Here is a 25,611-nt window from a genome sequence, read left to right as displayed (position 1 = left end):
AGCAGCATAGTGGTTCTGAAATCGAAGCATGGGAGGTGGTCATGGCCCGGATCGCGCCACTCACCCCGCCGTACGAGGCGGACGTCGAACAGGCTCTCCGTAAATGGATGCCGCCCGGGGTGGCGCGGGAGCCGCTGGCGCTCTTCCGCCTGCTGCAGCTACATCCCGAGCTGGCATCGCGGATGCGCGTCCTGGGCGCCGGTCTGCTCGCGCACGGCGGATTACCCGCGCTGGACCGGGAAATCGTCATCGCGCGGGTGACCGCCCGGTCCGGATGCCGCTACGAATGGGGTGTCCACGCCGCGGTTTTCGCGCCGGTGGTCGGTTTGACGCCGGAGCAGCTCGAAGCGACCGTGTCGGGTGACTCCGGGCATCCCGTCTGGTCGGAGCGGCATAGTGCGTTGATCCGCGCCGTCGACGAACTCCACGACACCGCAACGGTTTCCGGCGACACGTGGGCCGCGCTCACCGAACACTTCCCGGCGCCGCTGCTCTTGGAACTCCTCGTGCTGGCCGGCTGGTACCGGACGATCGCCAACGTCGCCAACGCGGTCGCGCTCGAAGAGGAGCCGTGGGCCGTCCCGTATCCCGGGTAGCTAGGACCGGGGTGAGTCGATTTCCCTGGTATCGCCCCGTTTTCGGTCGGAGGACTTCCAGGCGGCGAGAACGCACAGGAGCGCCGCCGCGAAGCCGACCGCGGTGAGGGTCCCGGCCCAGACGGCACCGGTGCTGGCGAGGAGGTAGAGCTGGATCACCGCGGTGCACGCGTAGACGACCGCCAGTCCCAGCCACAGCCGTTGCGTCATCTTCTCCCGTCTCCGTTCGCCCGGTACGGGGTCAATCGCGGCGAGGCGGGATCGGGTTACAGACTTCGGAAGAAGTCCACGAGCCCGTCCCACGACCGGGTGCTCCGCCGCCGCTCCCACCACGTCCGGAACGGGGCCGACGCCATCGCGTGCCGCGTGTACGACGTCATCACCGCGCGGTACACGTTCTCCGCCTGGTCCCATGTCAGCCGTTCCTTGCGCCAGGCCAGCACCAGCCGCATCCGCATGGGGTCGCCCTTCAACGGCCGGACGACCATGCCGGGCAGTTCGGGTGCGGTGGGTTCGACGAGCTGCACCGCCTGCCCGGCTGCGATCAGGTGCCGTCCACCGCCGTTCGGGTATTCGAACCGGATCCGCGGCGTGAACCCGGCGCGATGTGTCGCCGCGCGCAGCGACGTCAGCGAGCCGTCCTCGGGGCCGGGCGGCCCGATCCACGCTTCGCCGGCAAGGTCCGCCAGGTCGACTTCGAACCCGCCGGCGAGCGGGTGCTTCGCGGGGAGGCCGACGAACACGGGCACCCACGAGAACAGCACCCGGTGCCCGAGATGCTTCGCCAGCGGCACTTCCTGGTCGTCGGACATGGCGATGACGGCGATGTCGAGCGTCGCGCGGGCCAGCGCCTGCGCCAGCACCGTGCTGGAGGGTTCGACGTGGACGGTCACGTCCAGCCCCGGCAGCGCGTCGTCCAGCCGTTCGACGAAGGTGGGCAGACAGTCCATTTGGGACGATCCGAGCCGGACCGGTCCGTCGCCGAGCGCGCCGAGGAGGTCGCTTTCGAACCGGTCGAACTCCACGAGCAGGGTCAGCGCCCGGCGCAACGTCTGCTCGCCGACCGGGGTCGGGGTCACGCCGGTATGGCTGCGGACGAACAGCGGCGCGCCGATCTGCCGTTCGAGCCGCTGGAGCAGCGAGGTCAGCGACGGCTGGGACATGCCCAGCGCGGCGGCCGCCTGCGAGAGGCTGCCCGCTTCGGCGATGGCGCAGATCGCCCGCAGGTGCCGGATCTCCAGGGCCATAGGCGGAGTCTATCGCCGCCGGTCATTACGGCCCGGCCGTTCGCGGTGCGAAGGTGCGGCCAGAACCGTGACTACCTGAAAGGGGAGCCGATGACCGGCGACCGAACCCGGCCGGATCTGCGCGCGCTGCTGGCCGCCAAGGGATTCCGGAACTGGATCCGCGACGGCTGGGAGCCCGCCGACGACATCGTCGACGTGCCGGCGGGCACCGCGGAGGCGGCCGCCGCCCATCGCGGCAGGCTGTCGGTGGAACTGCCCGGTCAGCGGATCGCGCTCGCGGCGGGCCGGGCCGTGGTGCGGTCCAACGACACCTTCCACGGCTTCCGCGCCGACAGCGACTTCGTCTGGCTCACCGGCTGTCAGCGTGAGGGCGCGATCCTCGTGATGACCCCGGCGGGGGACGGCCACCACGCCACGCTGTACGTCCCGCGGCCCGCCGAGGCGCACGAGCCCGACTTCGTCGGCGACGCCGACACCAGCCCGCTGTGGGTGGGTTCCGCCGCCGGGCCGGCCGCGTACGAGAGCGCGCTCGGCATCGAATGCCGTCCGCTGGAGGACCTCCCGCACGGTTTGCGCGGACGGAATCCGGGCTTCCTGGTCGGCGCGGGGGTCGACCCCGCGCTCGACGCGTACCGCTTCGGCCACAGTGAACGGCTCCGGACCGTCCTCGCGGAGCTGCGCCGGATCAAGGACGACTGGGAGATCGGCCAGTTGCGCGCCGCCGTCGACGCCACGGCCCTCGGGTTCGCCGACGTGCTGGCCGCGCTCCCGGAGGCGGTCCGCGGTGGCGGGGAACGCTGGCTTCAGGGCACCTTCGACCGCCGTGCCCGCACCGAGGGGACCGGACCGGGCTACACCTCCATCGTGGCGGCCGGGCCGCACGCGCCGATCCTGCACTGGACGCGCTGCGACGGGCGGGTGACGGAGGACAGCCTCCTGCTGCTGGACGCCGGCGTCGAGGTGGATTCCTTGTACACGGCCGACATCACCCGCACCTTCCCGGTCGGCGGTGAGTTCACGAAGGCGCAGCGCGACGTCTACGACCTCGTTCACAAGGCGCACGTCGCGGCGCTGGGCGAGGTCCGTCCCGGCCAGGACTACGGCGCGTTCCAGGCGACGGCGCTGCGCGTGCTCGCGGAGGGTCTGCACGATTGGGGACTGCTCCCGGTGTCGGTGGACGAAGCGCTGTCGCCGGACGGGCAGCAGCACCGCCGGTACATCGTCTGCGGTACCGGCCATTTCCTCGGGCTCGACGTCCACGACTGCGCCGCCGCCCATCCATCGGCGTACCGCGAGGGCACGCTCGCCGAGGGGATGGCGCTGGCGGTGGAACCCGGTCTGTACTTCCACGCCGGCGACCGCACCGTGCCGCCGGAGCTGCGCGGACTCGGCGTCCGGATCGAGGACGACGTCGTGGTCACCGGATCGGGGTACAACCTGCTCTCCGGCGGTTTCCCCTCGACCGCCGACGAGATCACCGCCTGGGTCCAGGCGGCCGGGAGCTGAAGGACGCTTCCCCAGGTCTCACGCGGTGAAGGGGACTTTCCTCGCATGTGATGCGGGGAAAGTCCGGCGGTTTCAACTGGTTGTTGCAAGTGGTGGCGGCTGATAGGGAGGTCGTCATGCCAGGAGCCCGGTTGACGCGCGAGGAGCGGGAGAAGATCCAGAACGGTCTGGATCAAGGTCTTACCCAGGAGGCGGTGGCGAAGGTGCTGGGTAAGTCACCCTCGACGATTTCACGAGAAGTACGCCGCGGTGGTGGACCGCGGTGCTCGCGGCCCGGCACCAAGGTCACGGGCCGGCCTCGCCGCTACCGGGCCGACCGAGCCCAGCGCCTGGCCGTCGACCGCGGCCGGCGCCCGAAAACCCACCTGCTGGCCGGTAGGTTGGCGGCGGTGGTGACCGGTCTGCTGCAAGCGGACTGGTCACCCCGGCTGATCTCCCTGATGTTGCCGAGGTTGTTCCCCGACGATCAGGCTATGCGGGTGAGTCACGAGACGATCTACCAGTCACTGTTCATCCAGACTCGTGGTGAACTACGCAACGAACTCACCGAGCACCTGCGGTCAGGCCGTGACCAGCGCCGGTCACGCACCAGCACCTCCAGCCGCCGCAAGGGCCGGATCGCCGGGATGACCCCGATCAGCGAACGCCCCGCCGAGGCCGCCGACCGGGCCGTGCCCGGACACTGGGAAGGCGACCTGCTCCTCGGGGCAGTCGGCCAGGGCGCGGTCATCACCCTGGTCGAACGCCACTCCCGATTCGTGCTGCTGGCCCCCCTGCCCGACACCCACAAAGCCGTCGAAGTCCGGGAACTGCTCACCAGCATGATCGCTACCCTGCCCACCGAACTGAAACGATCGCTGACCTGGGACCAAGGCAACGAAATGGCCCAGCACGCCCAATTCACCCTCGACACCGGCCTGCAGGTCTACTTCTGCCACCCCCACAGCCCCTGGGAACGCGGCAGCAACGAAAACACCAACGGCCTGCTACGCCACTACTGGCCCAAAGGCTCAGACCTACGCCACCTCACCCAAACCCACTGCGACACCATCGCCCTACGCCTCAACACCCGACCACGCCCTACACTCGGCCTCCTCACACCAGCACAAGCACTCGACAAAGCACTACTTGCAACAACCAGTTGAACCCGCCTCCCCTTCAGCCCACGTCAGTACCAAATGGTGTGCCCGGGAATCTCCTCGCTGGAAGGAAACGGCGGTGCGGGTGACCTGCCTCGCCGGTGACACACCGGTTGGTGATGGAGTTTCCGCGCGGTCCACCATCGCTCCGCCCCATCCGCCGCGGCTGTGCGCTGGCGTCGGGAGGCGTGTCATGATGGCCGCGAACTCGATCGGCAAAGCGAACGAGGTCGTACGGTTCGACGAACGGCAGGGGAGAAGCGGTGCAGGACGAGACGCCCTCGATCCGGGACATGCTGGCGGTCAACCTGCGCGCGGCCAGGGCGGCGCGGGGCATCTCGCTGTCGGAGCTCTCGCGGCGCTCGGGTATCGGCAAGGCGACGCTGTCGCAGCTGGAGTCCGGCGGCGGCAATCCGACCATCGAGACCGTGTTCAGCCTGTCCAGGGTGCTTGAGGTGGCGATCTCCGACCTGCTCGACCACCGGGCGGGCGGCGCGCTCACCGTGGTGCGCGGCGCCGACGTCGAGGTGCTCAGCGGCGAGGGAGTGGATCTCCGGCCGCTGCGGCGCATCGAGGCCGGTGACGGCGTCTTCGAGGTGTACGACCAGGTGGTCCGCGGGGACGCGCCGCAGCGTTCGCAGGGGCACGTCGGAGTCGAGCACACCATCGTGCAGACCGGATCGCTGCTGGTCGAGGTGGCGGGGAAGACCGTCGAGGTCGGGCCTGGGGATTACGTCGCCTTCGACGCCCGTGAGCCGCACTGCTACACCGCTTCGGACGGCCCGGTGCACTCGGTCCTGCTGCTGCAGTACCGCGCCGACGAACGGCTCGACGGCAGGCCGCATCCGGTGCTGAAGGGCTGACCGGCCCCGGGTATTGACACCCCTCCGGGGCGGAACCTACGCTCCGATCGTTCGCTTTACCGAACGCTGGAGGGTCGATGAACCGAACGCGCGTGGTCGTCCTGGGCGCGGGTATCGTCGGCGCCGCGTGCGCCCGTGAGCTGAGCGTGGCGGGCTTCGACGTCGTGGTCGTGGACCGCGGACGTCCCGCCGGGGGAACCACTTCGCACGGCGAGGGCAACATCCTCGTCTCCGACAAGGGACCCGGCGCCGAACTCGAACTCGCCAAGCTGTCGACCGCGTTGTGGCCACAGGTCGTCGCCGAGATCGCCGACGAAGACGCCCGCGCCGCCGCGGCGATCGAATACGACCCCAAGGGCGGCATCGTCGTCGCCACCACGGACGACGGAGCCCGCGCTCTCACCGCCTTCGCCGCGTCGCAGACCGGTGTTCGCGCGGAACCGTTGTCCCCCAAGGAACTCGCCGACGCGGAGCCCGCGCTGACCCGCGAGGTGACCACCGCGTTCCACTACCCGGAGGACGCGCAGGTCCAGCCCGCGGGCGCGGCGCTGGCCCTGCTGGGCTCCGCGCTGCGTCACGGCGCCCGGCTGCGCTCCGGCACCGAAGCCGTCGGCGCGACCGTCCACAACGGACGGATCACCGGCGTCCGGGTGCCCGGTGAAGTGATCGAGGCCGACGTCGTCGTGAACGCCGCGGGCCCGTGGGCGGGCCAGGTGTCGGCGCTTCTCGGCGCCGCGATCGCGGTCCGGCCCCGCCGCGGCGAGGTACTGGTGACCACGCCGATGCCCGCTGTCGTCCGGCACAAGGTGTACGACGCCGATTACGTCGGCGCGGTCGGTGCCGATTCGGGTGACCTGCAGACCTCCGCCGTCGTCGAGTCGACCTGGGGCGGCACCGTGCTGATCGGCTCGTCCCGCCGCCGGGTGGGGTTCGACGACGCGATCCGCCCGGACGTGCTGAGCGCCATCGCGGTCAAGGCGCTGCGCCTGTTCCCGGCGCTCGCCGACGTCGCGATCATGCGCGCGTACGGCGGCTTCCGGCCCTACGTCGACGATCACCTCCCGGTGCTCGGCGAGGATCCGCGGCTGGGGAATCTCTGGCACGCCACCGGGCACGAGGGCGCCGGGATCGGGCTGAGCGTCGGCACCGCCCGCCTGCTGCGCGAACTGCTCATCGGTTCGGAGTCGTCGATGCCCGTCGAAGAGTTCACTGCGGACCGTCCGGCCGTACTGGCGGAGGTGGCGGCGTGAGCGGATGTCTGCTGCCGCGCGATCGCGACCCGGTGGGCCGCACCGACCGGCCGATCCGGATCACCGTCGACGGCGAGCCCTTGACCGGGATCGCCGGGCAGAGCGTGGCCGGCGTGTTGCTCGCCGCGGGCCGGACCTCCTGGCGCACCACCCGGTCGGGGGCACCGCGCGGTGTGTTCTGCGGTATCGGCGCGTGCTTCGACTGCCTGCTCACGGTGAACGACGTGCCCGACGTCCGCGCCTGCCGCCGCCCGGCCGCGGACGGGGACGAGATCCGCACCCAGTCCCGGGAGGAGACCGCGTGAACGTGGTGATCGTCGGCGCCGGGCCCGCCGGGCTCGCGGCGGCCGAACACGCGCTGCGGGCCGGTGCCCGGGTCACGGTGCTTGACCAGGCCGGCACCCCCGGCGGCCAATACCACCGGATGCTTCCCGGGGCGTACGCGGCGCGGCGTCCGGAACGGGTCCAGCACGGATGGGCGGAGTTCGACCGGCGGCGCCGGGTGCTTTCGCATCCACGATGCCGCTGGTGGCCCGGCTCCACCGTCTGGGCGTTCGATCGCGCGGAGAAGGCGGTGCACCTCCTGCGGGGACCGTCCGATGGTTCCGGACGGGAGCGGCTGACCCTGGTCCCGGACGCGCTGATCCTGGCGACCGGCGCGCACGACCGCACCCTGCCGTTCCCCGGCTGGGAACTGCCCGGCGTGTACACCGCGGGCGCGGCTCAGGCGCTGGCGAAGGGGGAGCGGGTCGCGATCGGCGAGCGGGTCCTCGTCGCCGGGGCCGGGCCGTTCCTCCTGCCGGTCGCGGAATCGTTGCTGGGTGTCGGGGCCGAGGTGGTCGCGGTACTGGAGGCGAACCCGGTCTCGACCGTCCGAAAAGGATGGTCGTCCCGCCCGTGGCGCCTGGCCTCCCACGCCGGAAAGGCCGCCGAATTGGCGCGCTACGCCGGGACGCTGGCCCGGCATCGGGTCCCGTACCGGATGGGCCGGGCGGTGATCGAGGCGCGCGGCGCGGACCGCGTCCGCGAGGTCGTGACCGCGGAGGTACGCGCCGACTGGTCGGTCGTTCCGGGCACCGAGCGGACCCACGAGGTCGACGCGGTCTGCGTCGGGCACGGTTTCGTTCCGCAGCCGGAACTGGCTGTCGCCGCGGGTTGCGCGCTGGACGAGGGTTTCGTGCGGGTCGACGCCGCGCAACGGACCACAGTGGACGGTGTCTTCGCCGCGGGTGAGATCACCGGGATCGGTGGCGCGGTCACGGCCGCGGCCGAGGGAGCCGTGGCCGGCTGCGTCGCGGCGGGGGTCGAGCCGTCGCCGGGGCTGATCCGCGCCCGCGACCGGGCGCTGGCCTTCGCCGAACGCCTCGCCACGGCCCACCCCATCGGCGCGTCCTGGAGAGGCTGGCTGCGCGAAGACACGATCGTCTGCCGCTGTGAGGAAACCACGTACGGCGAACTGACGCGTGCGGCCGAGGACGCGGTCCGTCCCGGCCCGCACGCCCTGAAACTCGGCACCCGCGCCGGCCTCGGCCCGTGCCAAGGCCGCGTCTGCGGTCCGACGGTGTCCGAACTCTGCGGTGGTACCGAACGGCATCACCGCCCGATCGTCCAGCCGATCCGGCTGGGCGAACTCGCCGCCCGAACCGAAGGAGAACCTGGATGAGCACCCCCGACCTCGGTGGCGTCGTCGTCGCGACCGCCCTCCCGTACCGGGCGGACGCGTCGTCCCCCGCCGGGCTGGCCGTGGACTACGACGCCTACGCCGCGCACTGCCGGTGGCTGGTCGACAACGGCTGCCGGGGCGTCGGCCCGAACGGCTCGCTCGGCGAATACTCGTCGCTGACCGACGAGGAACGCCGTCGCGTCGCCCGCACCGCGATCGAAACCGTCGGTGACGACGGGATCGTCGTCGTCGGCGTGCACGGGCCCGGCTCGCATCAGGCCAGATACTGGGCCGAGGTCGCGGCCGAGGACGGTGCCGACGGCCTGCTGTGCCTGCCGCCCACGATGTACCGCGCGAACCGCGGCGAGGTGCTCGCGCATTTCGAAGCGGTGGCCTCGGTCGGGCTGCCGGTGATGGTCTACAACAACCCCATCGACACCAAGGTCGACCTCACGCCGGCCCTGCTCGCCGAGATCGCGCAGATCGACAACGTGGTCGCGGTCAAGGAGTTCTCCGGCGACGTCCGGCGGGTGCTGGAGATCCGCGAGCAGGCGCCCGGCCTGGACGTGATCAGCGGCGCGGACGACGTCGTGCTGGAAAGCCTGCTGATGGGCGCGACCGGCTGGTTCGCCGGATTCCCCAACGTGTTCCCCGCCGAGTCGGTGCGCCTGTTCGACCTGGCGCGGGCCGGCAAGCTCGACGAGACCAGGGCGCTCTACGAACCGCTGGTCGCCGCGTTCCGATGGGACTCGCGCACCGAATTCGTCCAGGCGATCAAACTCGGGATGGACCTCGTCGGCCGCTACGGCGGGCCGTGCCGTCCGCCGCGGGGACCGCTGACCGGCGAGCAACGCGAGCAGGTCACCGCCGACATGCGCCGTGCGCTCGCCTCGCTGGGGGTGGCGTAGGTGCGGTCGATCCGGTCGATCACCGCTGTCGACTCGCATACCGAGGGCATGCCGACCCGGGTGGTGACCGGCGGGGTCGGCGTCATCCCCGGCGGCACGATGGCCGAACGCCGCCGGTACTTCATGGAGAACATGGACCACCTGCGGCAGTTCCTGATGAACGAGCCGCGTGGCCATCCGGCGATGAGCGGCGCGATCCTGCAGCCGCCCGCCCGGCCGGACGCCGACTGGGGCGTGGTGTACATCGAGGTGTCCGGCTGCCTGCCGATGTGCGGGCACGGCACGATCGGCGTGGCGACCGTGCTGGTGGAGACCGGCATGGTCGAAGTGACCGAACCGAAGACCGTCGTACGGCTGGACACCCCGGCCGGACTCGTGCACGCCGAGGTCGAGGTCCGGGACGGCCGCGCGGTCCGCGTCAAGCTTCGCAACGTCGCGTCGTTCCTCGCCGAGCGAGACGCCGTCGTCGAGGTGCCCGGCCTGGGCGAGGTGCGTTACGACCTGGCCTACGGTGGAAATTTCTACGCCATCCTCGGACTGTCCCAAGTGGACATCCCGTTCGACCGGGCGGAGAAGGACCGGATCCTCGCCGCGGGGCTGGACATCATGGCGGCCATCAACGACCAGCGGCCGCCGGAGCATCCCGCCGATCCGCTGATCGGCGGCTGCAAGCACGTCCAGTTCCTCGCGCCGGGTTCGGACGCGCGGTCCTCGCGGAACGCGATGGCGATCCATCCCGGCTGGTTCGACCGGTCGCCGTGCGGCACCGGCACTTCGGCGCGGATGGCCCAGCTCCACGCCCGAGGCGAGCTGCCGCTGCACACGACGTTCGAGAACAGCTCGTTCATCGGCACCACCTTCACCGGCGAGCTCGTCGCCGAGACCACCGTCGGCGGTGTTCCCGCGGTGGTGCCGGAGTTCTCCGGACGCGCGTGGATCACCGGCAACGCCACCTATCTGCTCGACCCGGACGACCCGTTCCCCGCGGGCTTCGTGCTCTGACGGCTCCCCAGTGACGGCTGTGCCGCGAAAGCCACTTTCGCGACACGGCGGCGCACTGTCCACCAGGGAGCAATCGCGGGCTCGGCTTCGATCCAGGAAGGGAACCGCAGTGCTTCTCCTGACCTGCGTTTCGTCCTCTGAATGCGGTACTTGCACGCGCAAGTACCGCAAGCAGAGGACGAACGCGTCAGGGGGAGACCACGGTCCCGCCCTGCACGACGTACCGGAACTTCTCCGGCTCGGCAAGGACACCGATGTCCTCCAGCGGATCCCGGTCGACGACGACCAGGTCCGCGTGCGCGCCCGGCGCCAGCGTGCCGATCTCGCCGGTCAGGTTCAGCAGGTCCGCCGCCGTCGACGTCGCGGAGCGGACCACCTCCAGCGCGGACTGGACCTCGCCGCGCAGCCGGAACTCGTGGTTCTGGTGCCGGTGCATCCCGCCGAGCAGATCGCTGCCGTACACGACCTTCACGCCGCCCCTGGCGGCCTTCTCGAGGGCGGTCATGCCCGCGCCGAGCACCTCGTCGACCTTGCGCCAGCTGGATTCCGGCAGCCCGTGCTCACGCCCTTCCTCTTTCAGCGCCCAGTACGTGACCAGGGTGGGCACGAGGTACGCGTCGTGCCGGAGGAACAGTTCGACGCTGAGGTCGTCGATCAGGTTGCCGTGCTCGATCGACCGCACGCCCAGCTCCAGCGCGCGGTTCACCGCCCGGGCGGTGTAAGCGTGCGCGGCGACGTAACGGTTGGCCGACTCCGCCTCCTCGACGATGGCGCGCAACTCCTCGGCGGAGTACTGCGTCGAGTCGATCCGGTCGGTGGGGGAGGCGACGCCGCCGGAGGCCATCACCTTGATGTGGTGCGCTCCCTTGCGCAGTTCGTCGCGCGCCGCGGCGCGGACCGCGTCGACCCCGTCGGCGACCCGGCCGAGGCCTGCGCAGCACGGGTGGTCGTCGCTGGCGTTGGCGCCCCGGGTCCGGCTGTCGCCGTGCCCGCCGGTCTGGCTCAGCGCGCGGCCGCAGAACAACAGGCGCGGACCGCGGAACAAGCCCTCGGCTTGGGCGTCGGCGAGGCCGTAGTCGGCGCCGGAGGCGTCACGGACCGTCGTGAAGCCCCGGTCCAGCATCCGGCTCATGGTGCGGGCGCTGTGCGCGGCCACGTAGGACGGTGACGACACGGGCAGCGACCCGAGATCCGCGGTCGACGCGGTGACGTGCACGTGGGCGTCGACGAGTCCGGGCAGCACGAACGCGCCGCGCAGGTCCTCGGTCCGCGCGTCGTCCGCGGTGAGCCCGTCGCCGATCTCGACGATCCGGCCGTCGGCGCACCGGAGGTCTCCCTCGGTGTACTCGCCGCTGACGGGGTCGAGCAGGCGGGCGTTACGCAGCAGCAGCGATCCGTTCATCGGGTCTCCTCCAGGAGCTCGCGCAGGGCCGGGACGGCCAACGATGCCAGGGATCGGGCGGTCGCGACGGACTCGTCGTCGTAGTTGCCCTCCGCGTCGAGGAGGTTGAGGACGCCGAGCGTGCGGCCGTCGTCCACCACCGGCACGTTGATCACCGCGCCGCAGCCGAGGCTGTCGATGAGTTCGTGGTCGGCGAAGATCTCCCGCACCGCCGCGCGGTCCGGGCCGAAGTAGGGCTCCTGGCCGGTGATGCACCGCTCGAGCCAGCCGGCGGCCACCTCGACGGTCTTCTCGCCGCCGATCGGGTATTCGACGGGGTGGCTGCTGTACACGCGCCGCAGCGCCCGCCGTTCGGGCACCCAGGCCAGGACGGTGAACAGCCGTACGCCGATCGTGGCTCGGGTCTTGTCCTCCACAGTGGACAGCGACACGGTCACTTCGTCATCTCCTTCGCGGTTTTCACGGGCGCGCCGTGTTCGGTCAGTTCTTCCAGGGACCGGCCGGCGGTGGACAGGCCGAACACGACCACGACCACCACCCCGGCCACCAGGACGGCGGTGGTCATGCCGAAGACGCCGGCGAAGCCGAGGCTCGCCGCGGACAGGCCGATGATCGTCGGGGCGAGGATGCTGCCGACCCGGCCGAACGCGCTCGACAGCCCGGTCCCGCTGGCGCGGATCCAGGTCGGGAACACCTCGGGGGTGTAGGAGTACACACCGGCGTAGGTGCCGTTGAGGAAGAACGACAGCACCGCCCCGGCGAGGGTGATCGACCACGGCGCGTCCATCTGGCTCAGCCAGAACGCGCTCACCGCGGACCCGGCGAGGTACAGCGCGATGGTGTGCTTGCGGTCGAGCCGCTCCGACAGCCACGCGGCGGAGAAGTATCCGGGGATCTGCGCCAGGTAGATGATGATGGAGAACTCGAAGCTCTTGGTCACCGTGATACCGCGGTCGACGAGCAGCGTCGGGATCCAGGAGAAGAAGCCGTAGTAGGAGAACGTGATCACGAACCACACGGTCCAGATCACCGCGGTGCGGCGTGCCATCGCCGGGCTCCACAAGAACTTCAGGGCGCTGAGGAGATTGACCTTGGGAGTTTCCGTCGCGGGCTGGGTGTCGGCCGCCGCGACAGCGGGAAGTGCTTGCCCCGTCGCCTTTTCGACGTCCCGCTCCAGCTTCGAGACGATCTTCTCCGCTTCGGCATGACGTCCGTTCGCGACCAGGAACCGCGGTGATTCGGGCAGCGAGCGGCGCCACCACAGCAGCATGACGATCGGAAGCGCGGTGATCAGTTGCGCGACCCGCCAGCCCTCCGGCACCGTCGGGACGACGAACCGGCCGATCAGCGCGGCCATGACGAACCCGAACGAGAAGAATCCGGCCAGCGCGCCGACGAACCAGCCGCGCCGTTTGGCGGGGACGAACTCCGACAGGAACGGCGCGATGATGGCGCTTTCGGCTCCCGCGCCTGCCCCGGCCAGCACCCGCGCGCCCAGGAAGACCTCGTAGTTGGGGGAGAAGGCGGCGACCACCGAGAACACCGCGTAGAAGGCCAGCGCGTACATCATGACCTTCTTGCGGCCGATGCGGTCGCCCAGCAGCCCGGCGGCGATCGCGCCGAAGAGGAAGCCGAACGGCGTCGCCGAACCGATCAGCCCGAGCTGGCCGTTGTCGAGGCCCCAGGCGGCTTTCGCGCTCGGCAGCAGGAACGCGACGACGGCGGAATCCATCCCGTCGAAGGTGTAACCGAGCCCGCCGATCAGCAGGAGTTTGTAATGGGGACGGCTCAGCGGGAGCCGGTCCAGTCGTGCCAGAAGCGTCATGGGGAACGCCTTCCGTGGTTCGGGCGACGAGGAGTCACGAGAGTGCGGACAACGTATACTGCGTTTCGGCAAAACTGCAATGGTTGTTGCAAGTGGTTCGCCGGGCACGATGCGTTACCGTGACGTCGTCGAGGGAGGGTGCGCGTGACAGGGACGGGAACCGACGACGGTTTCGAGGCGTGGCTTCGGGATCGCACACCGGAGCGCGGCCTGCGGCCGAAGGCGGCCGCCGTGCTCGAAGTGCTGGTCTCGCAACCGCGGCGGGCGTCGTTCGGCTCGACGGCCGAGCTCGCCCAGCTGGCCGGGGTCAACGTCGCCACCGTCACCCGGACGGCGCAGGCGCTGGGGTTCGCCGGATGGCCGGCACTGCAACAGGAGCTGCGGGCGCGGTACATGTCGTCGCTGAGCGCGCCGCAGGTGGCCGAGGAACACCGGGACGTCGACTCGCCCGGGTCGGCGTCACTGCGCCGCGACCTCGACAGCCTCGCTCTGCTCAACCGGCGCGTCGCCGAGGACGAGATCCGCAATGTCGCGGAGGCCGTCGCCGGGGCGCGCCGCACGGTCGTGATCGCCGACGGCAGCTACGCCGCGGTCGGGATCGCGTTCGCGCACAACGCCCGGCTCGCCGGATACGACGTCCACGCGATCACGGCCGGAGACGCCGAGCTCGCCAACGCCACGGCGAAACTGACGTCCGAAGACGTGCTCATCGCGATCAGCTTCTGGCGGCTGTACGAAAGCACGGTGCTCGCCGCGAACGAGGCCAAGGCCAGGGGAGCGCGGGCCTTCGCGATCACCGACGCGGCCAGTCCCGCGCTGGCGGCCGCGGTCGAACAGGTGCTGATGGTGCCCGCCGAAGGCGTGACGTTCTTCCCGTCGCTGACCGCGGGAATGAGCCTGGTGCAGGCGATCGTCGCGCAGCTCGCCGCCGTCGATCCCGTCCGCACCGGCGAGTCCATCGAGGCGGCCGAGGCCATGTGGTCGCGGTTCGACCTGCTGCACCGCCGCCCGGGATCGGCCGATCGGACAGTGCCGAAAAGGCCGACCGGTCGAGGCGTCTCCGCCGGATGACCGATCCGCCACCCCCGGCCGGGAGGCGATCCTGGTTCCAGGCCGCCGGAAGAGGCGGCACGGGGACCGAGGAGGCCGAAATGACGATCATCGAGACCGTGGGCGCGTACGCCGGGCTCGCTCTGCTGGCGCTGATGGCGGTGACCCCGCTGCTGGTCGAACTCGATCAGCGCTTCCCGGTCACCCGCCGCCCGAAGGCGGCCGAACGGGAACGCCGGATGCCCGCCGGGCTCGCTTCGGCGTGACGCAGAGCACAGATTCGCTCGAGGACTACCTCACGTGAGTGATTAGGGCTCCGCCAATTCGTAACTTTGTGTCGCGCTATGGAACGCTCTGTGACGTGACCGTGGATTTCTGCACCAACGCCCAGCCCTCCGACACCTTCGCGGAGTTCCGGAGGAACGTCGACGAACTGACCCAGGCGTTCATCGACGCCTGCCGTCAGGGCCGTACGCCGGGCGACGCTTCTCTCGACCTGCTGCAGCGGGTCCATCGCGAAGACCGCAACTGGGTCGTCGTCCACCTGACCTTCGCCATCGCCGCGCTCGCGCATCAGCGAACGCTCGCCCCGGCCGACTCCGTCACCCGCCCAGGTGGTGTGACGGGTGCGCCGGAGCGCGCGTTGTTAACTTCCGCGAGTGACTGATCCGACCATCTCCGCGGTCATCGCGGTGTTCGCGGGCTGCGTGCTCGCGGGCCTCCTGGCCGTCCCGTACATCGCCGCGAGTTACCGGCGGCGCGGGGAGCTCGGGCTCTGGCGGGTCCTGCTGGTGTTCGGGTTCCTGGTCTACGCCATGTCGCTGTGGACCTACACGTTGCTTCCCATCCCGGAGACGACGACGTGCGCCGGGCACGCGGCCGGTCATCTGCAACTGCGCCCGTTCCAGTTCGTCGCCGACATCCGCCGCGAACAGATCGGCGCGGGCCTTCGGGCGTTCCTGCGCAATCCCGCCGTCCAGCAGGCGGTGTTCAACGTCGCCTTGTTCGTGCCGCTGGGGATGTTCGTGCGGCACCTCTTCCGGCGCGGTTTCGCGGCCACCGTCGCGATCGGCTTCGCCGTCTCGCTGTTCATCGAGTGCACGCAGCTGACCGGGGTCTGGTTCCTGTTCGAGTGCCCGTACCGGCTGGCCGACGTCGACGATCTGCTCACCAACACCCTCGGCGCCGCGGTCGGTTTCGGCCTCGCCCCGCTGTTGCGGTTGCTGCCGGGGAACGAACCGTCCGCGCCGCCGGGGGCGCCGCGGCCGGTCACCGCGCGCCGCCGCCTGCTCGGGATGGCCGTCGACGTTGTTTCGGTCGTGCTGCTCGGGACCACCGTCGGCATCGTGACGACCCTGGTCGCCGGCGAACCCAACACCGTGGTGACCGCGTTGATCGGTACTTTCCTGCCTGCGCTGCTCCTGTTGTTCGTCGTTCCCGTCGCGGGCAACGGCGCCAGCTTCGGCCAGCGGGTCGTGCTGCTGCGCCCCGCCGGGCCGGACGGCGGAAAGCCCGCCCTGTGGCGGATGGCCATACGGTTCCTCGCCGGTTCCGGAGGCTATTTCACGCTGCTCACCTTGGCGTCGGTGGCCAACGGCGGGTTCGAGCCCCTGGCGAACCTGCTGTTCTTCGCCAGCGGGATCCTCGCTTTCCGGCCCGAAGGTCACCAGGGACTGTCCGGCCTGATCGCCGGGCTGCGGATGGCCGACGCGCGGGTCCTCGACGACCAGACCGAGCCGAGCCTCGTGAGCGGCAAGGACGCGTGATCAGAGCCGTAACTCGCGTGATCAGACGCGTAACTCGCGTGATCGGAGACGTAACTCGTTGTTCGGCCTCTGATCACGCGAGTTACGCCTCCAAGCACGCGAGTTACGTCTCTGATCACGCGAGTGCGCTCCTGGGCCACGCGCGCTTCGCCCGTGCCACTCACGAGACCCGGCCTGGGAGCGCCACCCGATCGGGTCGACCCTGCGGGTCCTGCGCGTCATTGCGCCCGGCAGGACGCGCGGGCCGGAAGACTCGCCCGGTGGACGTGGAGTCGATGGACGAAGTGGCCGACTGCCTGCTGTCGGTGGCCTGGAGCATCTTCCCGCTGATGGGGAAACCTCCCGCGAGCCCCGGGGACCGGCCGGGGGAGATCCGGACCCTCCTCGTCGACGCCTGCCACGACGCCGGGATGCGAGCCCGGGAATGGGCCGCGGAGCACGGGGCGGGAACCGAAGACGACCGCCGTCCCTTCCTGCGGCTGGCGGAGGTCGGAACGGACGCGAACCTGTTGCTGGGCATGGTTTCCGGCACGCTGGTGGCCGATCACGAGCGGATCCGCCGCCGCTGGGCGGAGATCGAGACGCTGGCCGCCGAGGCCGTCGAGCTCGCCTGCCTGATCGGGGGGCGGCCGGTGGGCCGGCCGCCCCTCGCCATGGGGGATCAGTCCTTTTCGAGCGTCAGGTCGTAGCGGTCGAGGACCTCCTTGACGGGCTGGAAGAACGTGGTGCCGCCCTCGTCGCAGTCACCGGATCCGCCCGAGGTCATGCCCTGCGCCTGCACGAGTTTCGTGCCGGAGCCCGACGAGGGACGGCTGACGAACGAGCCGCCGGAGTCGCCGGGTTCGGCGCACGCGTCGGTCTGGGTGAGGCCCCGCACGATGTTCCCGTTGCCGTAGTTCACCGTCTGGTCCAGCGCTTCGACCCGTCCGCAGTGCCAGTGGGTGGTGATCCCGGACCGGCAGATCCGGCCGCCGACGCCGACCACGTCGGCACCTTCGATCCGCACGTCGGACCCGTCCTCGTACCGGTCGACCCGGGGCGGGGTCGAGACGTCGGAGTGCGTCACCTTGACCGTCCCGTAGTCGTTGCCGGGGAAGGAAGACCTCGCGACCTTGCCGATCGTGCCGCCGGTGCCGCGCACGGTGCCGCCGAGTTCGGTGCAATGGCCCGCGGTGATCACGTAATGGTCATCGTCGTCGTAGGCGTTGAACCCGACCGAACAAGCACCGCCGTCGAAGTACAGGCCTTGCCCGCCGACCACGCTCCACAACGGACGCGGCGCGCTCTTCACGTGTTCCACCCGGACCGGGACCCCGGCGGAGGCGGCCCACGCCACTCCGGCGGGATCGCCGCCCACCACGCTGACCACGACGTCGTTCGACGGCACGTCCACGTACCAGCCGGCGACCGAACCGGGCAGGCCCGCGGATCTGTTGTCCAAAGTGGACTGGATCTGCTTCAGCTCGGCGGCGCTGTGCCGGAGTACCTTCGGGATCGCGCCCGCGGCGCGGATCCGGGAAGACCGGCCCGCGTCGGTGGTGCCGACGATCAGCTCGCCGGTCGTGGTGTCCAGCCAGGAGCCGGCGAACGCGGCGCCGAGCGAGGTGCCGAGTTCGTGCTGGACGGCGGCCACCGTGGCCAGGCCCGCCGCTTCGGTCAGCACCGATGGCGCCGCCGAAGCCGGTGCCGCGAAGGCGGTGACGGCTGTGGCGGCGCCGAGCAGGACGGTCAGGGTGCGCAGAGGACGTCGGATCACGAAAACCTCCATGGGGTGCACGGAATTCGCTGCGAGGTGAGTACGGTGATCGACGTTACGACAGGGTGGCACCGGCCGAATGCCGCCATTTGAGTAGCGCTGGGAATTCGCCTTTCCGGCTCAGCGGAATGGCGGCTCCTCACTCGTGTGAGTGGAGACTGCGCGATTTACCGTCCCCGATCCGCCGACCGGCGAACGACGGTCAGCGACGTGCGTACGCCCGTTCGGGAAATGGCCCTTTCCGGACCGGAAAACGATTGTCACCTGATGGTGTCCGTGCTGAACCCGTTCGTCCGCATCGGTGACGAACGCGTTTCCTTCACCAGCAGGAAACGACCCCCGCCGTGAACATCAGGCCGACGGTCAGCACGGGCGCGGCGAACAACGCCAGCGCCCCGCCCACGACGGCCCGCACCCGTTCCGGGAAGCGCGCCGGGCCGCCCGCGTGCCGGGCGAGCCAGCGCAACCGGAGCGCGGTGTCGCCGCCGGCCGCGTGGATCGACAACAACGCCGAACGCACGGTCTCCGGCCCGTGCCCCGCCGCGGCCGCCCGGTCGGCGGCCAGTTCGACGAGCAGCCGGACCGCGCCGGGGAGTTCGCGCATCAGCGGGACGAACCGCAGTACGCGGCCGAGTGTTTCGGCGCATCCGGAAAGAAAGTGGTGCCTGCCGCGCAGATGTGCGCGTTCGTGGGCCAGCACCGCGTCGAGTTCGCGGGGCGAGAGCCTGCCCGCCAGGCCGTGGCTCGCGACGATCAGGCCGTCGCGGCCGCCGAGGCTGTAGGCGATCGGCCGGTCGTCGGGCAGCCACAGCGTCGGCCCCGGCCGGGCGCCCGACAACCGGAGCACGTCGAGATGGCGCCGGTGCAGCAGCGTGCTGCGTTTCCGGCGGCGGGCGGTGGACACGGCGAGCCGGGCCGCGGCGATCGCGACGGCGGTGCCCGCGAAAGTGCCGGCGAGCGGATCGAGACCGGGCAGGCCACTGTGGCCGACGGCCGCCCAGCACTCGTGGAGGATCCGGGTGATGGCCCCGGCGGGCCCGTGGTCGGGCAGGACGAGGAGAAGGACGGCGCCGAGGGTGCCGACGAGGACGCCGAGCGCGGTCAGCAGCCACCACGCGAGCGCCGTGCCGGGGCTGATCCCACCGGCGGTCAGCCTGCCCAGCAACCGGGGTGAGCACCAGCCGATCACCACCACGCCGAACAGGAGCACCGCCGCCAGGATCATCGCTTGCCGGGCTTCCGTCGCAAGGCACGCCGCAGGATGTCCGACTCCTCTTCGGTGACCGAGCGCGCGAAATGCAACAGCACCGATTCCCGGTCGTCGGAGGCGTCGAGGATTTCCCGCAGACTTTGCGCGGTGGCCTCCTCGCGGGTCGCCACGGCGCGGTAGCGGTACGCGCGATTCTCCATTTCGCGCTCGACCCATTCCTTGCGGTGCAGATTGTCCAGCACCGTCATCACCGTGGTGTAGGCGAGGTCGCGGTCCCGGTTGATCGCCTCGAGGACCTGGCGCACCCGCAAGGGTTCCGCCGCGTCCCAGAGCACGTCCATCACCGACGCTTCGAGCTCGCCCAGCCGTTGCATGACACCTCCGCCGGGAAGGATACTGTGCCGCTCCGGCTCAGCCGACGACGCGCCGCGCGCCCATCAGATGCCCGTCGCCCTTGACCGAACGGACGTCGACCAGCTGGCCTTCGGTGGGCGCGTCGACCATCTTGCCGCCGCCGACGTACATGCCGACGTGGTGGATGGCTCCGGGATTGCCGGTGCCGTCGTCGTAGAAGACGAGATCCCCTGGGACGAGCGCGTCCAGCGGGACGGCCTTGCCCACGGTGTACTGCTGGCGGCTGGTGCGGGGAAGTGAGATCCCCGCCTGCTTGTACGCCCAGGACGTCAGGCCCGAGCAGTCGAATTCGCTCGGCCCGGTGGCGCCCCATTCGTATTGCGAGCCCCGTTTGGACAGCGCCGCCTGCAGCGCGTCGTTCGCGGCGCCGGGCGGGCCGAGGTACGAGCCCTTGTCCTGGACCTTGCCGAGTTTCGCCTTGTCGGCGGCGGGCAGCTGGCCGAGCGCCTGCCGCACCTTGGCGATCTGGTCGTCGAGGTCCTTCTTGCGCGTGCGGACCTGGTCCAGCGCCAAGGTCGCGTCGTTGGCGGCGAGCTGGGCCATCTCCCGGGCGTCCTCCGCGGTCGTGCGCGCTGTCTGCGCCTTCGCGAGCGCGTCGCGCAGGCCGTTCAACGCCTTGGCCTTCTCCTCGGCCAGGACCGACAGCGCGGAGGAGCGGTCGAGGAACTCCTGCCTGCTGCCGCTGTCGAGCAGCAGGACGGCGTTGCCGAGCCGCTCGCCGCTCATCGCGGACCGCGCGATCGCCTCGACCTGCGGCCGGAAGCGATCGATCGCCGACCGCGCCTGCGTGAGCTCGCCGTCGGCGCGGCCGACGGCGGCGGTGGCCTGGTCGCGTTCGCCCTCGCGGGTCTTCAATCGGTCCTGGGATTCCCGCAGATCCTCGTCGGCCTTGGCCGCCTGGGCGCCGAGTTCCTGGTAGCGCCGCATCGGATCCTGGCCGTCCGGCGCGGGCTGCGCGTTCCCGGGGAGCGTTCCGAAGCCGAGGAACATGAGGGCGGCGGTGGCGGCGAGTGAGCGCCGGTGTGGGGTCACGGGTGCCGAATCTCCTGTCGCACAGGGGCAACTATCGCGCTTAGTAGTACGGGGACTGTTGTAAGTGCCCCGTGAAGTCCTACTAAGACCGCTAGTACTAGGGCTCATGGGAGACGTGGTCGATCTTTGCTACGGTGGGAACCGTGAGTGTCTTTCCGGCTACTCTTCGTCGACTCGTCGTGGCCTTGGTGTTGCTGGTCGTGGCGGGTTCCGGTGCCGCCGGCTGCCTGGACGACGGCCACAGCGATGCCCTCGCCGTGACGTCGGCCTCTCATGATTCGTCGTGCCCGCCGCGGGAGGGCCACGTGCATGCCCGTCCGCTCGACGCCGTCGCGGTCCGAAGCGAGGAAACGCCGCCCGTCCCAGCTGTCCCGCCTCACTCGGAACCCGGCTTTTCGCCTGTGGTGCAAGAGGACACCCGGCTGCTCCCGGTGATCCGGAGCGGGCCCCGGATACTCGTCGAGCTGTGCGTTTCGCGGACGTGACCGGCCTCGCGCCGTCCCGTCCTGTCCGTACAGCACAGAAAGACGAATCCTCGATGAACGCAGTCCTGCCCCGGCACACGGCGCCGGCCGTCGGCAACACGCCCGTGCTCTGGATCGACGAACGACTCACCGGCTCCGGTAAGGGTTTCTGGGCCAAACTGGAGGGTTTCAACCCCGGCGGTATGAAGGACCGCCCCGCCTTGCACATGGTGGGAGCGGCCAAGGCCCGCGGTGAACTGGCAGACGGCGCGATGATCGTCGAGTCGACCAGCGGGACGCTCGGGCTCGGGCTCGCGCTGGCCGGGATCGTCCACGGTCATCCGGTCACCCTGGTCACCGATCCCGGGATGGAGCCCATCGTCCGGCGGATGCTCACCGCGCACGGCACCCGCGTCGACCTCGTCACCGAGCCGCATCCGGTGGGCGGCTGGCAGCAGGCGCGCCGGGACAGGGTCCAGCGGGTGCTGGCGGAGCAGCCCGGCTCCTGGTGCCCCGACCAGTACCACAACCCGGACAACGTGGCCGCGTACACGACCTTGGCCGACGAACTGGCCGCGCAACTGGGCCGGATCGACGTGCTCGTGTGCTCGGTCGGCACCGGCGGGCATTCGGCCGGGACCTTCCGCGCGCTGCGGCGGTACTTCCCGCGGCTGCGCCTGGTGGGCGTGGACACCGTCGGGTCGACGATCTTCGGGCAGCCCGCCACCTCGCGGCTGATGCGCGGGCTCGGGTCGAGCATCCATCCGCGCAACGTCGACTACGACGCGTTCGAGGAGGTCCACTGGGTCGCCCCCGCCGAGGCGGTGTGGACCTGCCGCCGTCTCGCCGCCGCCCAGTACGCGACCGGTGGCTGGAGTGTCGGCGCGGTCGCCCTCGTGGCCGCCTGGCTGGCCCGCACGCACGATCCGGACGTCCGGATCGCGGCGATCTTCCCGGACGGTCCCCAGCGCTACTTCGACACCGTCTACAACGACGAATACTGCGCGGGACACGGGCTCCTCGACGTCGTCCCGTCACGGGATCCCGACGTCATCGCGCATCCCGGCGAACGCGTGGTGGAACGCTGGACCCGGTGCCGCACGGTCGTGGACCCCACGCTGTGACCGCGTTCGCCGAGCGGTTCCGCTCCTTCGACCGGCCCAGCAAGGTGTTGATGGTCAACCAGTTCACCATCAACGTCGGCTTCTACATGCTGATGCCTTATCTCGCCGGCTACCTGGCGGGGCCGCTGGGGCTGGCGGGCTGGGCGGTCGGCCTGGTGCTGGGGATCCGCAACTTCTCGCAGCAGGGCATGTTCCTCGTCGGTGGCACGCTGGCCGACCGGTTCGGCTACAAACCGCTCATCGTCGCCGGATGTGTGCTGCGGACGGCGGGATTCGCGCTGTTGAGCGTGACGTCGTCGTTGCCGTCGCTGATCGTCGCGTCCGCGGCCACCGGTTTCGCCGGAGCGTTGTTCAACCCGGCGGTCCGCGCGTACCTGGCGGCGGACGCGGGAGAGCGACGGCTGGAGGCCTTCTCCGTGTTCAACGTGTTCTACCAGGGCGGGATCCTCGCCGGGCCCGTGGTCGGGCTGGCACTGACGGCCGTCGACTTCCGGCTGACCTGCCTGGCCGCCGCCGCGGTCTTCGGCGTCCTGACCGTGGTGCAGATACGTGCGCTGCCCGCGTACGAAAGCGAACGGGGCACGTCGTCGATCTGGTCGGACTGGCGGGTCGTCGCGGCGAACCGGTCCTTTCTGCTCTTCGCGCTGGTCATGATCGGCTCGTACGTGCTGTCCTTCCAGACCTACCTCGCCCTTCCGATGGAGGCACGCCGGATCACCGGCTCGGAGACGTCGGCGACCGTGCTCATCGCCGGGCTGTTCGTGGTCTCGGGCGGTCTCGCGATTGCCGGGCAGCTCAAGATCACGGCCTGGTTCAAGGACCGGTGGCCGCCCGGCACGTGCCTCGCCGCGGGGCTGGTCTTCATGGCCGTGGCCTTCGTCGCGCCGCTGGCGGTCGCCCGGGCTGGACCGGCCGCGGCCGGCGCCGGACTGCTGCTGTCCGCCGCGTTGCTGGCCGTCGGCACGGTCGTCGTCTTCCCGTTCGAAATGGACACCGTCGTGCGGCTTTCGGGCGACCGGCTGGTCGCCACGCACTACGGCTTCTACAACACGATCGTCGGCGTGGGCATCCTCCTCGGCAATCTTTTCACCGGCAGCGTCTTCGACCTCGCACGCCGGGCGGGCTTCCCGGAGATCCCATGGCTGGCCCTGACGGTGATCGGCGCCGTCTGTGCCTGGGGATTACGTGCACTGGACCGGAGCCGCCTTCAGACGAGCTTCGTCCAGTAACTCCAGAACGCCTGCAGGACCGCGACGGTGATGGCGGCGTACCAGACCACGAGAACCACGCTGTGGTACCGGATCGCCGCCTTCACCTCCGGTCCTTTGTGGAGGTTGTGCAGAGTCGTGTACCAGAAGACGGCGATGGTGACCGCCCAGACGACCATGCAGTACGGGCACAGGGCGCCGATGACGTACAGGCTCTGCAACATCAGCCAGTGCACGAAAACGACACCGAGCGCCGAGCCGGTCTGGAGGCCCAGCCAATACCAGCGAGGGAGCCGTGCTCCGCCGAGCAGGGCGGCCCCCGTGGTGACGACCACGCTGAACCCGGCGATCCCCAGCAGCGGATTGGGGAACCCGAGAAGCTCGGCCTGCGGCGTCTTCATGATCGACCCGCAACTGAGCACCGGGTTGACACTGCAGGTGGGGATGTAGGAGAAGTCCTTGAGCAGCGCGATCTTCTCGACCGTGAGCACGAACGAAGCCAGCAGCCCGATCGCGCCGCCGGCCAGCAGCACCCACGGCGTAGCCCGGACGGCGAACGGGGTCATTTCGCGAGCTCCCGGTCGATGACGGCCTTGAGGCCCTGATAGGACGGTGACCCGGAGAACTTGACGCCGTTGACGAAGAACGTCGGTGTTCCCTCGACGCCGATGTTCGCGCCGTCGGTGCGGTCGGCGAGCACCCGGCCGAGCGTGACCGGGTCGTCGAGCGCGGTCTCGAAGGCCTGCAGGTCGAGGCCCAGTTCGCGGGCGAACCGGAGGAAGGTTTCGCGGTGGGAGACCTGCTGGTCGCCCCACTCCGGCTGCTTTTCGAACATCAGGCGGTACATCGGCTCGAGTTTGCCCTGCTTACCCGCCGCCTCCACGGCCCGCGCGGCGAGCTCGGCGTTCTGATGGCTCGGGATGGGGAAGTAGCGCATCACGAAGGTGACCCGGTCGCCGTACTCGGCGCGGAGGCGCTCGACGCCGGGAAACGCGGCGCCGCACGCTTCGCATTCGAGGTCGAGGAACTCCACGACGGTCACCTTGCTGCCCGCCGGGTCGGAGAGCCGATGGCTGTCCGGCCGGACGAGGATCGACGCGGGCACCACCGGGGGTGCGTCCACCTGCGCCGCCGGGGCGTCCTCACCCAGATCGGTGACGACGAGCAACGCGGCCACGACCGCGACGACGACGGCAACGACCGTCAGGGAAACCTTGGTGTTCTTGGTCATTCTGTTGTGTCCTTGGCTCGGTTCCGGCAACTGAAAGCGGCATGGGCGTGCCGGATCAGGTACGGGAAACGCAGAGCTGGACGAGCGGTGGAGTGGTCGTCGACCGCTTCGGCTGGGAGGACGGCGGTACACCCGTCCCGCCGGGGCGATGATGCCGGACGAGCAGGACGAGCGCGGCCAGCAGTGCCATGCCGATCCCCGCGACGTCGTCGAGGTGGTTGCCCGGAAGGGGCTGCTCCGCCGGGCGCAGCCGGGACCCCGCCTGCGCGCATTCGTCGGCCGGGATCGTGGTGTGCGCGGCTTCGGCGGCGAACAGGGGAGCGCAGGGCGAGCCGGCCGCCGCGGCGCCGTCACTGCACAGCGCGCCCTGCAAGAGGGCGACAGCGGTGAGCACGGCCAACACGGCGAAAAGCCGCGCCGTCATCCTCACAGTCCGTCTGCCGGTCACGCGGTGCAGGGTAAAGGTGACCTTGTAAAGCCAGGGCGAACCCGGACGAACCGGCATACAGTGGGCGGCGATCCCCGAGGGAGAGGACGACTGATCTTGCCGACCTTCAAGGATGTCTACGCGGTCCTGCCGGTCTCCGACCACGCCGCCGCGGTCACCTGGTACGAGCGGTGGATCGGGCGGCGGCCCGACACCGAACCGATGGAAGGCGTCGCGGAATGGCGGATCACCGGCAACGCCGGGCTCCAGGTGGCGCACGATCCGGAGACCGCGGGTAAGACCACCGTGGTCCTCGTCGTCGAGGACATCGAGGAGACCGTCGGCAGTCTCGCGGAGCGGGGGGTGGAATGCGGCCCGATCCAGGACTTCGGTTTCGTCAAACTGACCGAGATCGTGGATCCGGCGGGTAACAAGGTCACCTTCGTCTGGGAGAACCCTTCGCCGGAGTAGTTCTTTCCGGGAGATGACGGGATCGCGCGGAGCGTTGCCCGCGGCGGGCCGCCGATG

29 protein-coding genes are annotated in these 25,611 nt (G+C 70.3%); 17 read left to right on the top strand and 12 right to left on the bottom strand.

Annotated features, from left to right (window positions below; translation table 11 throughout):
* Positions 1–41 precede the first annotated feature (41 nt).
* A complete protein-coding gene (locus ACXIZN_RS14205; protein ID WP_457954896.1) occupies positions 42–596 on the top strand; it encodes a carboxymuconolactone decarboxylase family protein in 555 nt (184 codons plus the stop codon).
* On the opposite strand, the gene ACXIZN_RS14200 is transcribed toward ACXIZN_RS14205, so the two are convergent.
* Together ACXIZN_RS14200 and ACXIZN_RS14195 are read right to left on the bottom strand one after the other, a co-directional pair.
* Entirely contained in the window at positions 597–806 is a 210-nt protein-coding gene (locus tag ACXIZN_RS14200) for a hypothetical protein (protein ID WP_457954895.1), read from the bottom strand.
* Between the two features lie 56 nt (positions 807–862).
* On the bottom strand, positions 863–1,843 hold the full coding sequence (locus ACXIZN_RS14195; RefSeq protein ID WP_457954894.1) for a LysR substrate-binding domain-containing protein: 981 nt from the start codon (positions 1,841–1,843) through the stop codon (positions 863–865).
* A 90-nt stretch (positions 1,844–1,933) separates the two neighbouring features.
* On the opposite strand from ACXIZN_RS14195, the gene ACXIZN_RS14190 reads away from it, so the two are divergent.
* The 8 genes from ACXIZN_RS14190 (at position 1,934) to ACXIZN_RS14155 (ending at position 10,174) form a co-directional block, all read left to right on the top strand.
* The gene (locus tag ACXIZN_RS14190) at positions 1,934–3,349 is read left to right on the top strand and encodes an aminopeptidase P family protein (protein ID WP_457954893.1); all 1,416 of its coding nucleotides are present in this window, start codon (positions 1,934–1,936) and stop codon (positions 3,347–3,349) included.
* A 116-nt stretch (positions 3,350–3,465) separates the two neighbouring features.
* Complete coding sequence (locus ACXIZN_RS14185) at positions 3,466–4,494, top strand: IS30 family transposase (RefSeq protein ID WP_457960516.1); 1,029 nt, start codon at positions 3,466–3,468, stop codon at positions 4,492–4,494.
* 257 nt (positions 4,495–4,751) lie between these two features.
* Positions 4,752–5,351, top strand: coding sequence for a helix-turn-helix domain-containing protein (locus ACXIZN_RS14180; protein ID WP_185927041.1), 600 nt, complete (start codon positions 4,752–4,754; stop codon positions 5,349–5,351).
* A gap of 77 nt (positions 5,352–5,428) precedes the next feature.
* On the top strand, positions 5,429–6,601 hold the full coding sequence (locus ACXIZN_RS14175) for an NAD(P)/FAD-dependent oxidoreductase (RefSeq protein WP_457954892.1): 1,173 nt from the start codon (positions 5,429–5,431) through the stop codon (positions 6,599–6,601).
* A complete protein-coding gene (locus ACXIZN_RS14170; RefSeq protein ID WP_457954890.1) occupies positions 6,598–6,906 on the top strand; it encodes a (2Fe-2S)-binding protein in 309 nt (102 codons plus the stop codon). The genes ACXIZN_RS14175 and ACXIZN_RS14170 overlap by 4 nt, the downstream gene beginning before the upstream one ends.
* Complete coding sequence (locus tag ACXIZN_RS14165; protein WP_457954889.1) at positions 6,903–8,264, top strand: FAD/NAD(P)-dependent oxidoreductase; 1,362 nt, start codon at positions 6,903–6,905, stop codon at positions 8,262–8,264. Before ACXIZN_RS14170 ends, ACXIZN_RS14165 begins: the two co-directional genes overlap by 4 nt.
* Positions 8,261–9,172, top strand: coding sequence for a dihydrodipicolinate synthase family protein (locus ACXIZN_RS14160; protein WP_457954888.1), 912 nt, complete (start codon positions 8,261–8,263; stop codon positions 9,170–9,172). The genes ACXIZN_RS14165 and ACXIZN_RS14160 overlap by 4 nt, the downstream gene beginning before the upstream one ends.
* Complete coding sequence (locus tag ACXIZN_RS14155; RefSeq protein ID WP_457954886.1) at positions 9,173–10,174, top strand: proline racemase family protein; 1,002 nt, start codon at positions 9,173–9,175, stop codon at positions 10,172–10,174.
* A 187-nt stretch (positions 10,175–10,361) separates the two neighbouring features.
* Here ACXIZN_RS14155 and ACXIZN_RS14150 read toward each other — a convergent pair whose 3' ends face one another.
* From ACXIZN_RS14150 to ACXIZN_RS14140, 3 genes are read right to left on the bottom strand one after another with little or no spacing between them, the layout of a single operon-like run.
* Positions 10,362–11,576, bottom strand: coding sequence for an amidohydrolase family protein (locus ACXIZN_RS14150; RefSeq protein ID WP_457954885.1), 1,215 nt, complete (start codon positions 11,574–11,576; stop codon positions 10,362–10,364).
* Positions 11,573–12,013 (bottom strand): GAF domain-containing protein, encoded by a 441-nt coding sequence (locus ACXIZN_RS14145; protein WP_457954884.1) that lies wholly within the window; start codon positions 12,011–12,013, stop codon positions 11,573–11,575. The genes ACXIZN_RS14150 and ACXIZN_RS14145 overlap by 4 nt, the downstream gene beginning before the upstream one ends.
* Entirely contained in the window at positions 12,010–13,401 is a 1,392-nt protein-coding gene (locus ACXIZN_RS14140; RefSeq protein WP_457954882.1) for an MFS transporter, read from the bottom strand. The genes ACXIZN_RS14145 and ACXIZN_RS14140 overlap by 4 nt, the downstream gene beginning before the upstream one ends.
* 144 nt (positions 13,402–13,545) lie before the next feature.
* On the opposite strand from ACXIZN_RS14140, the gene ACXIZN_RS14135 reads away from it, so the two are divergent.
* From ACXIZN_RS14135 to ACXIZN_RS14115, 5 genes are all read left to right on the top strand, one after another.
* Complete coding sequence (locus tag ACXIZN_RS14135; protein WP_125678451.1) at positions 13,546–14,472, top strand: MurR/RpiR family transcriptional regulator; 927 nt, start codon at positions 13,546–13,548, stop codon at positions 14,470–14,472.
* An 80-nt stretch (positions 14,473–14,552) separates the two neighbouring features.
* Complete coding sequence (locus ACXIZN_RS14130) at positions 14,553–14,717, top strand: hypothetical protein (RefSeq protein WP_457954880.1); 165 nt, start codon at positions 14,553–14,555, stop codon at positions 14,715–14,717.
* A gap of 95 nt (positions 14,718–14,812) precedes the next feature.
* On the top strand, positions 14,813–15,118 hold the full coding sequence (locus ACXIZN_RS14125; protein WP_457954878.1) for a hypothetical protein: 306 nt from the start codon (positions 14,813–14,815) through the stop codon (positions 15,116–15,118).
* Complete coding sequence (locus ACXIZN_RS14120; RefSeq protein ID WP_457954877.1) at positions 15,111–16,217, top strand: VanZ family protein; 1,107 nt, start codon at positions 15,111–15,113, stop codon at positions 16,215–16,217. The genes ACXIZN_RS14125 and ACXIZN_RS14120 overlap by 8 nt, the downstream gene beginning before the upstream one ends.
* A gap of 260 nt (positions 16,218–16,477) precedes the next feature.
* Positions 16,478–16,906: a hypothetical protein gene (locus ACXIZN_RS14115; RefSeq protein WP_457954876.1), complete on the top strand. Its 429-nt coding sequence runs from the start codon at positions 16,478–16,480 to the stop codon at positions 16,904–16,906.
* Here the strand turns inward: ACXIZN_RS14115 and ACXIZN_RS14110 are convergent.
* The 4 genes from ACXIZN_RS14110 to ACXIZN_RS14095 all read right to left on the bottom strand — a co-directional run bounded on the left by ACXIZN_RS14110 (position 16,879) and on the right by ACXIZN_RS14095 (position 20,629).
* A complete protein-coding gene (locus tag ACXIZN_RS14110; protein ID WP_457954874.1) occupies positions 16,879–17,973 on the bottom strand; it encodes a S1 family peptidase in 1,095 nt (364 codons plus the stop codon). The genes ACXIZN_RS14115 and ACXIZN_RS14110 overlap by 28 nt on opposite strands.
* Positions 17,974–18,292: 319 nt before the next feature.
* Positions 18,293–19,198 carry a M56 family metallopeptidase gene (locus tag ACXIZN_RS14105; protein ID WP_457954873.1) on the bottom strand — a complete coding sequence of 302 codons (906 nt, stop codon included), beginning with the start codon at positions 19,196–19,198 and terminating at the stop codon, positions 18,293–18,295.
* Positions 19,195–19,557 (bottom strand): BlaI/MecI/CopY family transcriptional regulator, encoded by a 363-nt coding sequence (locus ACXIZN_RS14100; protein ID WP_192744547.1) that lies wholly within the window; start codon positions 19,555–19,557, stop codon positions 19,195–19,197. Before ACXIZN_RS14100 ends, ACXIZN_RS14105 begins: the two co-directional genes overlap by 4 nt.
* 37 nt (positions 19,558–19,594) lie before the next feature.
* Positions 19,595–20,629 carry an NlpC/P60 family protein gene (locus tag ACXIZN_RS14095; RefSeq protein ID WP_457954872.1) on the bottom strand — a complete coding sequence of 345 codons (1,035 nt, stop codon included), beginning with the start codon at positions 20,627–20,629 and terminating at the stop codon, positions 19,595–19,597.
* Between the two features lie 538 nt (positions 20,630–21,167).
* On the opposite strand from ACXIZN_RS14095, the gene ACXIZN_RS14090 reads away from it, so the two are divergent.
* Positions 21,168–22,217, top strand: coding sequence for a PLP-dependent cysteine synthase family protein (locus tag ACXIZN_RS14090; protein ID WP_457954870.1), 1,050 nt, complete (start codon positions 21,168–21,170; stop codon positions 22,215–22,217).
* On the top strand, positions 22,214–23,446 hold the full coding sequence (locus tag ACXIZN_RS14085) for an MFS transporter (protein WP_457954868.1): 1,233 nt from the start codon (positions 22,214–22,216) through the stop codon (positions 23,444–23,446). Before ACXIZN_RS14090 ends, ACXIZN_RS14085 begins: the two co-directional genes overlap by 4 nt.
* Here ACXIZN_RS14085 and ACXIZN_RS14080 read toward each other — a convergent pair.
* The 3 genes from ACXIZN_RS14080 to ACXIZN_RS14070 are packed head-to-tail and all read right to left on the bottom strand — an operon-like array spanning position 23,425 to position 25,104.
* The gene (locus ACXIZN_RS14080; RefSeq protein ID WP_457954867.1) at positions 23,425–23,991 is read right to left on the bottom strand and encodes a vitamin K epoxide reductase family protein; all 567 of its coding nucleotides are present in this window, start codon (positions 23,989–23,991) and stop codon (positions 23,425–23,427) included. The two genes, ACXIZN_RS14085 and ACXIZN_RS14080, sit on opposite strands and share 22 nt — an antisense overlap.
* The gene (locus ACXIZN_RS14075; protein ID WP_457954865.1) at positions 23,988–24,656 is read right to left on the bottom strand and encodes a DsbA family protein; all 669 of its coding nucleotides are present in this window, start codon (positions 24,654–24,656) and stop codon (positions 23,988–23,990) included. The genes ACXIZN_RS14080 and ACXIZN_RS14075 overlap by 4 nt, the downstream gene beginning before the upstream one ends.
* Before the next feature lie 55 nt (positions 24,657–24,711).
* On the bottom strand, positions 24,712–25,104 hold the full coding sequence (locus ACXIZN_RS14070; protein ID WP_457954863.1) for a hypothetical protein: 393 nt from the start codon (positions 25,102–25,104) through the stop codon (positions 24,712–24,714).
* A gap of 96 nt (positions 25,105–25,200) precedes the next feature.
* On the opposite strand from ACXIZN_RS14070, the gene ACXIZN_RS14065 reads away from it, so the two are divergent.
* Positions 25,201–25,554, top strand: a complete 354-nt coding sequence (locus ACXIZN_RS14065) for a VOC family protein (protein WP_457954861.1) — start codon at positions 25,201–25,203, stop codon at positions 25,552–25,554.
* Positions 25,555–25,611 lie beyond the last annotated feature (57 nt).

It is taken from the genome of Amycolatopsis sp. TRM77291, assembly GCF_054166285.1.
The sequence above is the reverse complement of the archived record's forward strand: the minus strand, read 5'-3'. Positions and strand labels throughout refer to the sequence as shown.

Coding starts and splice junctions, on each gene's coding strand:
- ACXIZN_RS14205 (WP_457954896.1), top strand. CDS start 42: ATGGCCCGGATCGCGCCACTCACCCCGCCGTACGAGGCGGACGTCGAA.
- ACXIZN_RS14200 (WP_457954895.1), bottom strand. CDS start 806: ATGACGCAACGGCTGTGGCTGGGACTGGCGGTCGTCTACGCGTGCACC.
- ACXIZN_RS14195 (WP_457954894.1), bottom strand. CDS start 1,843: ATGGCCCTGGAGATCCGGCACCTGCGGGCGATCTGCGCCATCGCCGAA.
- ACXIZN_RS14190 (WP_457954893.1), top strand. CDS start 1,934: ATGACCGGCGACCGAACCCGGCCGGATCTGCGCGCGCTGCTGGCCGCC.
- ACXIZN_RS14185 (WP_457960516.1), top strand. CDS start 3,466: ATGCCAGGAGCCCGGTTGACGCGCGAGGAGCGGGAGAAGATCCAGAAC.
- ACXIZN_RS14175 (WP_457954892.1), top strand. CDS start 5,429: ATGAACCGAACGCGCGTGGTCGTCCTGGGCGCGGGTATCGTCGGCGCC.
- ACXIZN_RS14160 (WP_457954888.1), top strand. CDS start 8,261: ATGAGCACCCCCGACCTCGGTGGCGTCGTCGTCGCGACCGCCCTCCCG.
- ACXIZN_RS14150 (WP_457954885.1), bottom strand. CDS start 11,576: ATGAACGGATCGCTGCTGCTGCGTAACGCCCGCCTGCTCGACCCCGTC.
- ACXIZN_RS14140 (WP_457954882.1), bottom strand. CDS start 13,401: ATGACGCTTCTGGCACGACTGGACCGGCTCCCGCTGAGCCGTCCCCAT.
- ACXIZN_RS14130 (WP_457954880.1), top strand. CDS start 14,553: ATGACGATCATCGAGACCGTGGGCGCGTACGCCGGGCTCGCTCTGCTG.
- ACXIZN_RS14105 (WP_457954873.1), bottom strand. CDS start 19,198: ATGATCCTGGCGGCGGTGCTCCTGTTCGGCGTGGTGGTGATCGGCTGG.
- ACXIZN_RS14100 (WP_192744547.1), bottom strand. CDS start 19,557: ATGCAACGGCTGGGCGAGCTCGAAGCGTCGGTGATGGACGTGCTCTGG.
- ACXIZN_RS14090 (WP_457954870.1), top strand. CDS start 21,168: ATGAACGCAGTCCTGCCCCGGCACACGGCGCCGGCCGTCGGCAACACG.
- ACXIZN_RS14080 (WP_457954867.1), bottom strand. CDS start 23,991: ATGACCCCGTTCGCCGTCCGGGCTACGCCGTGGGTGCTGCTGGCCGGC.
- ACXIZN_RS14075 (WP_457954865.1), bottom strand. CDS start 24,656: ATGACCAAGAACACCAAGGTTTCCCTGACGGTCGTTGCCGTCGTCGTC.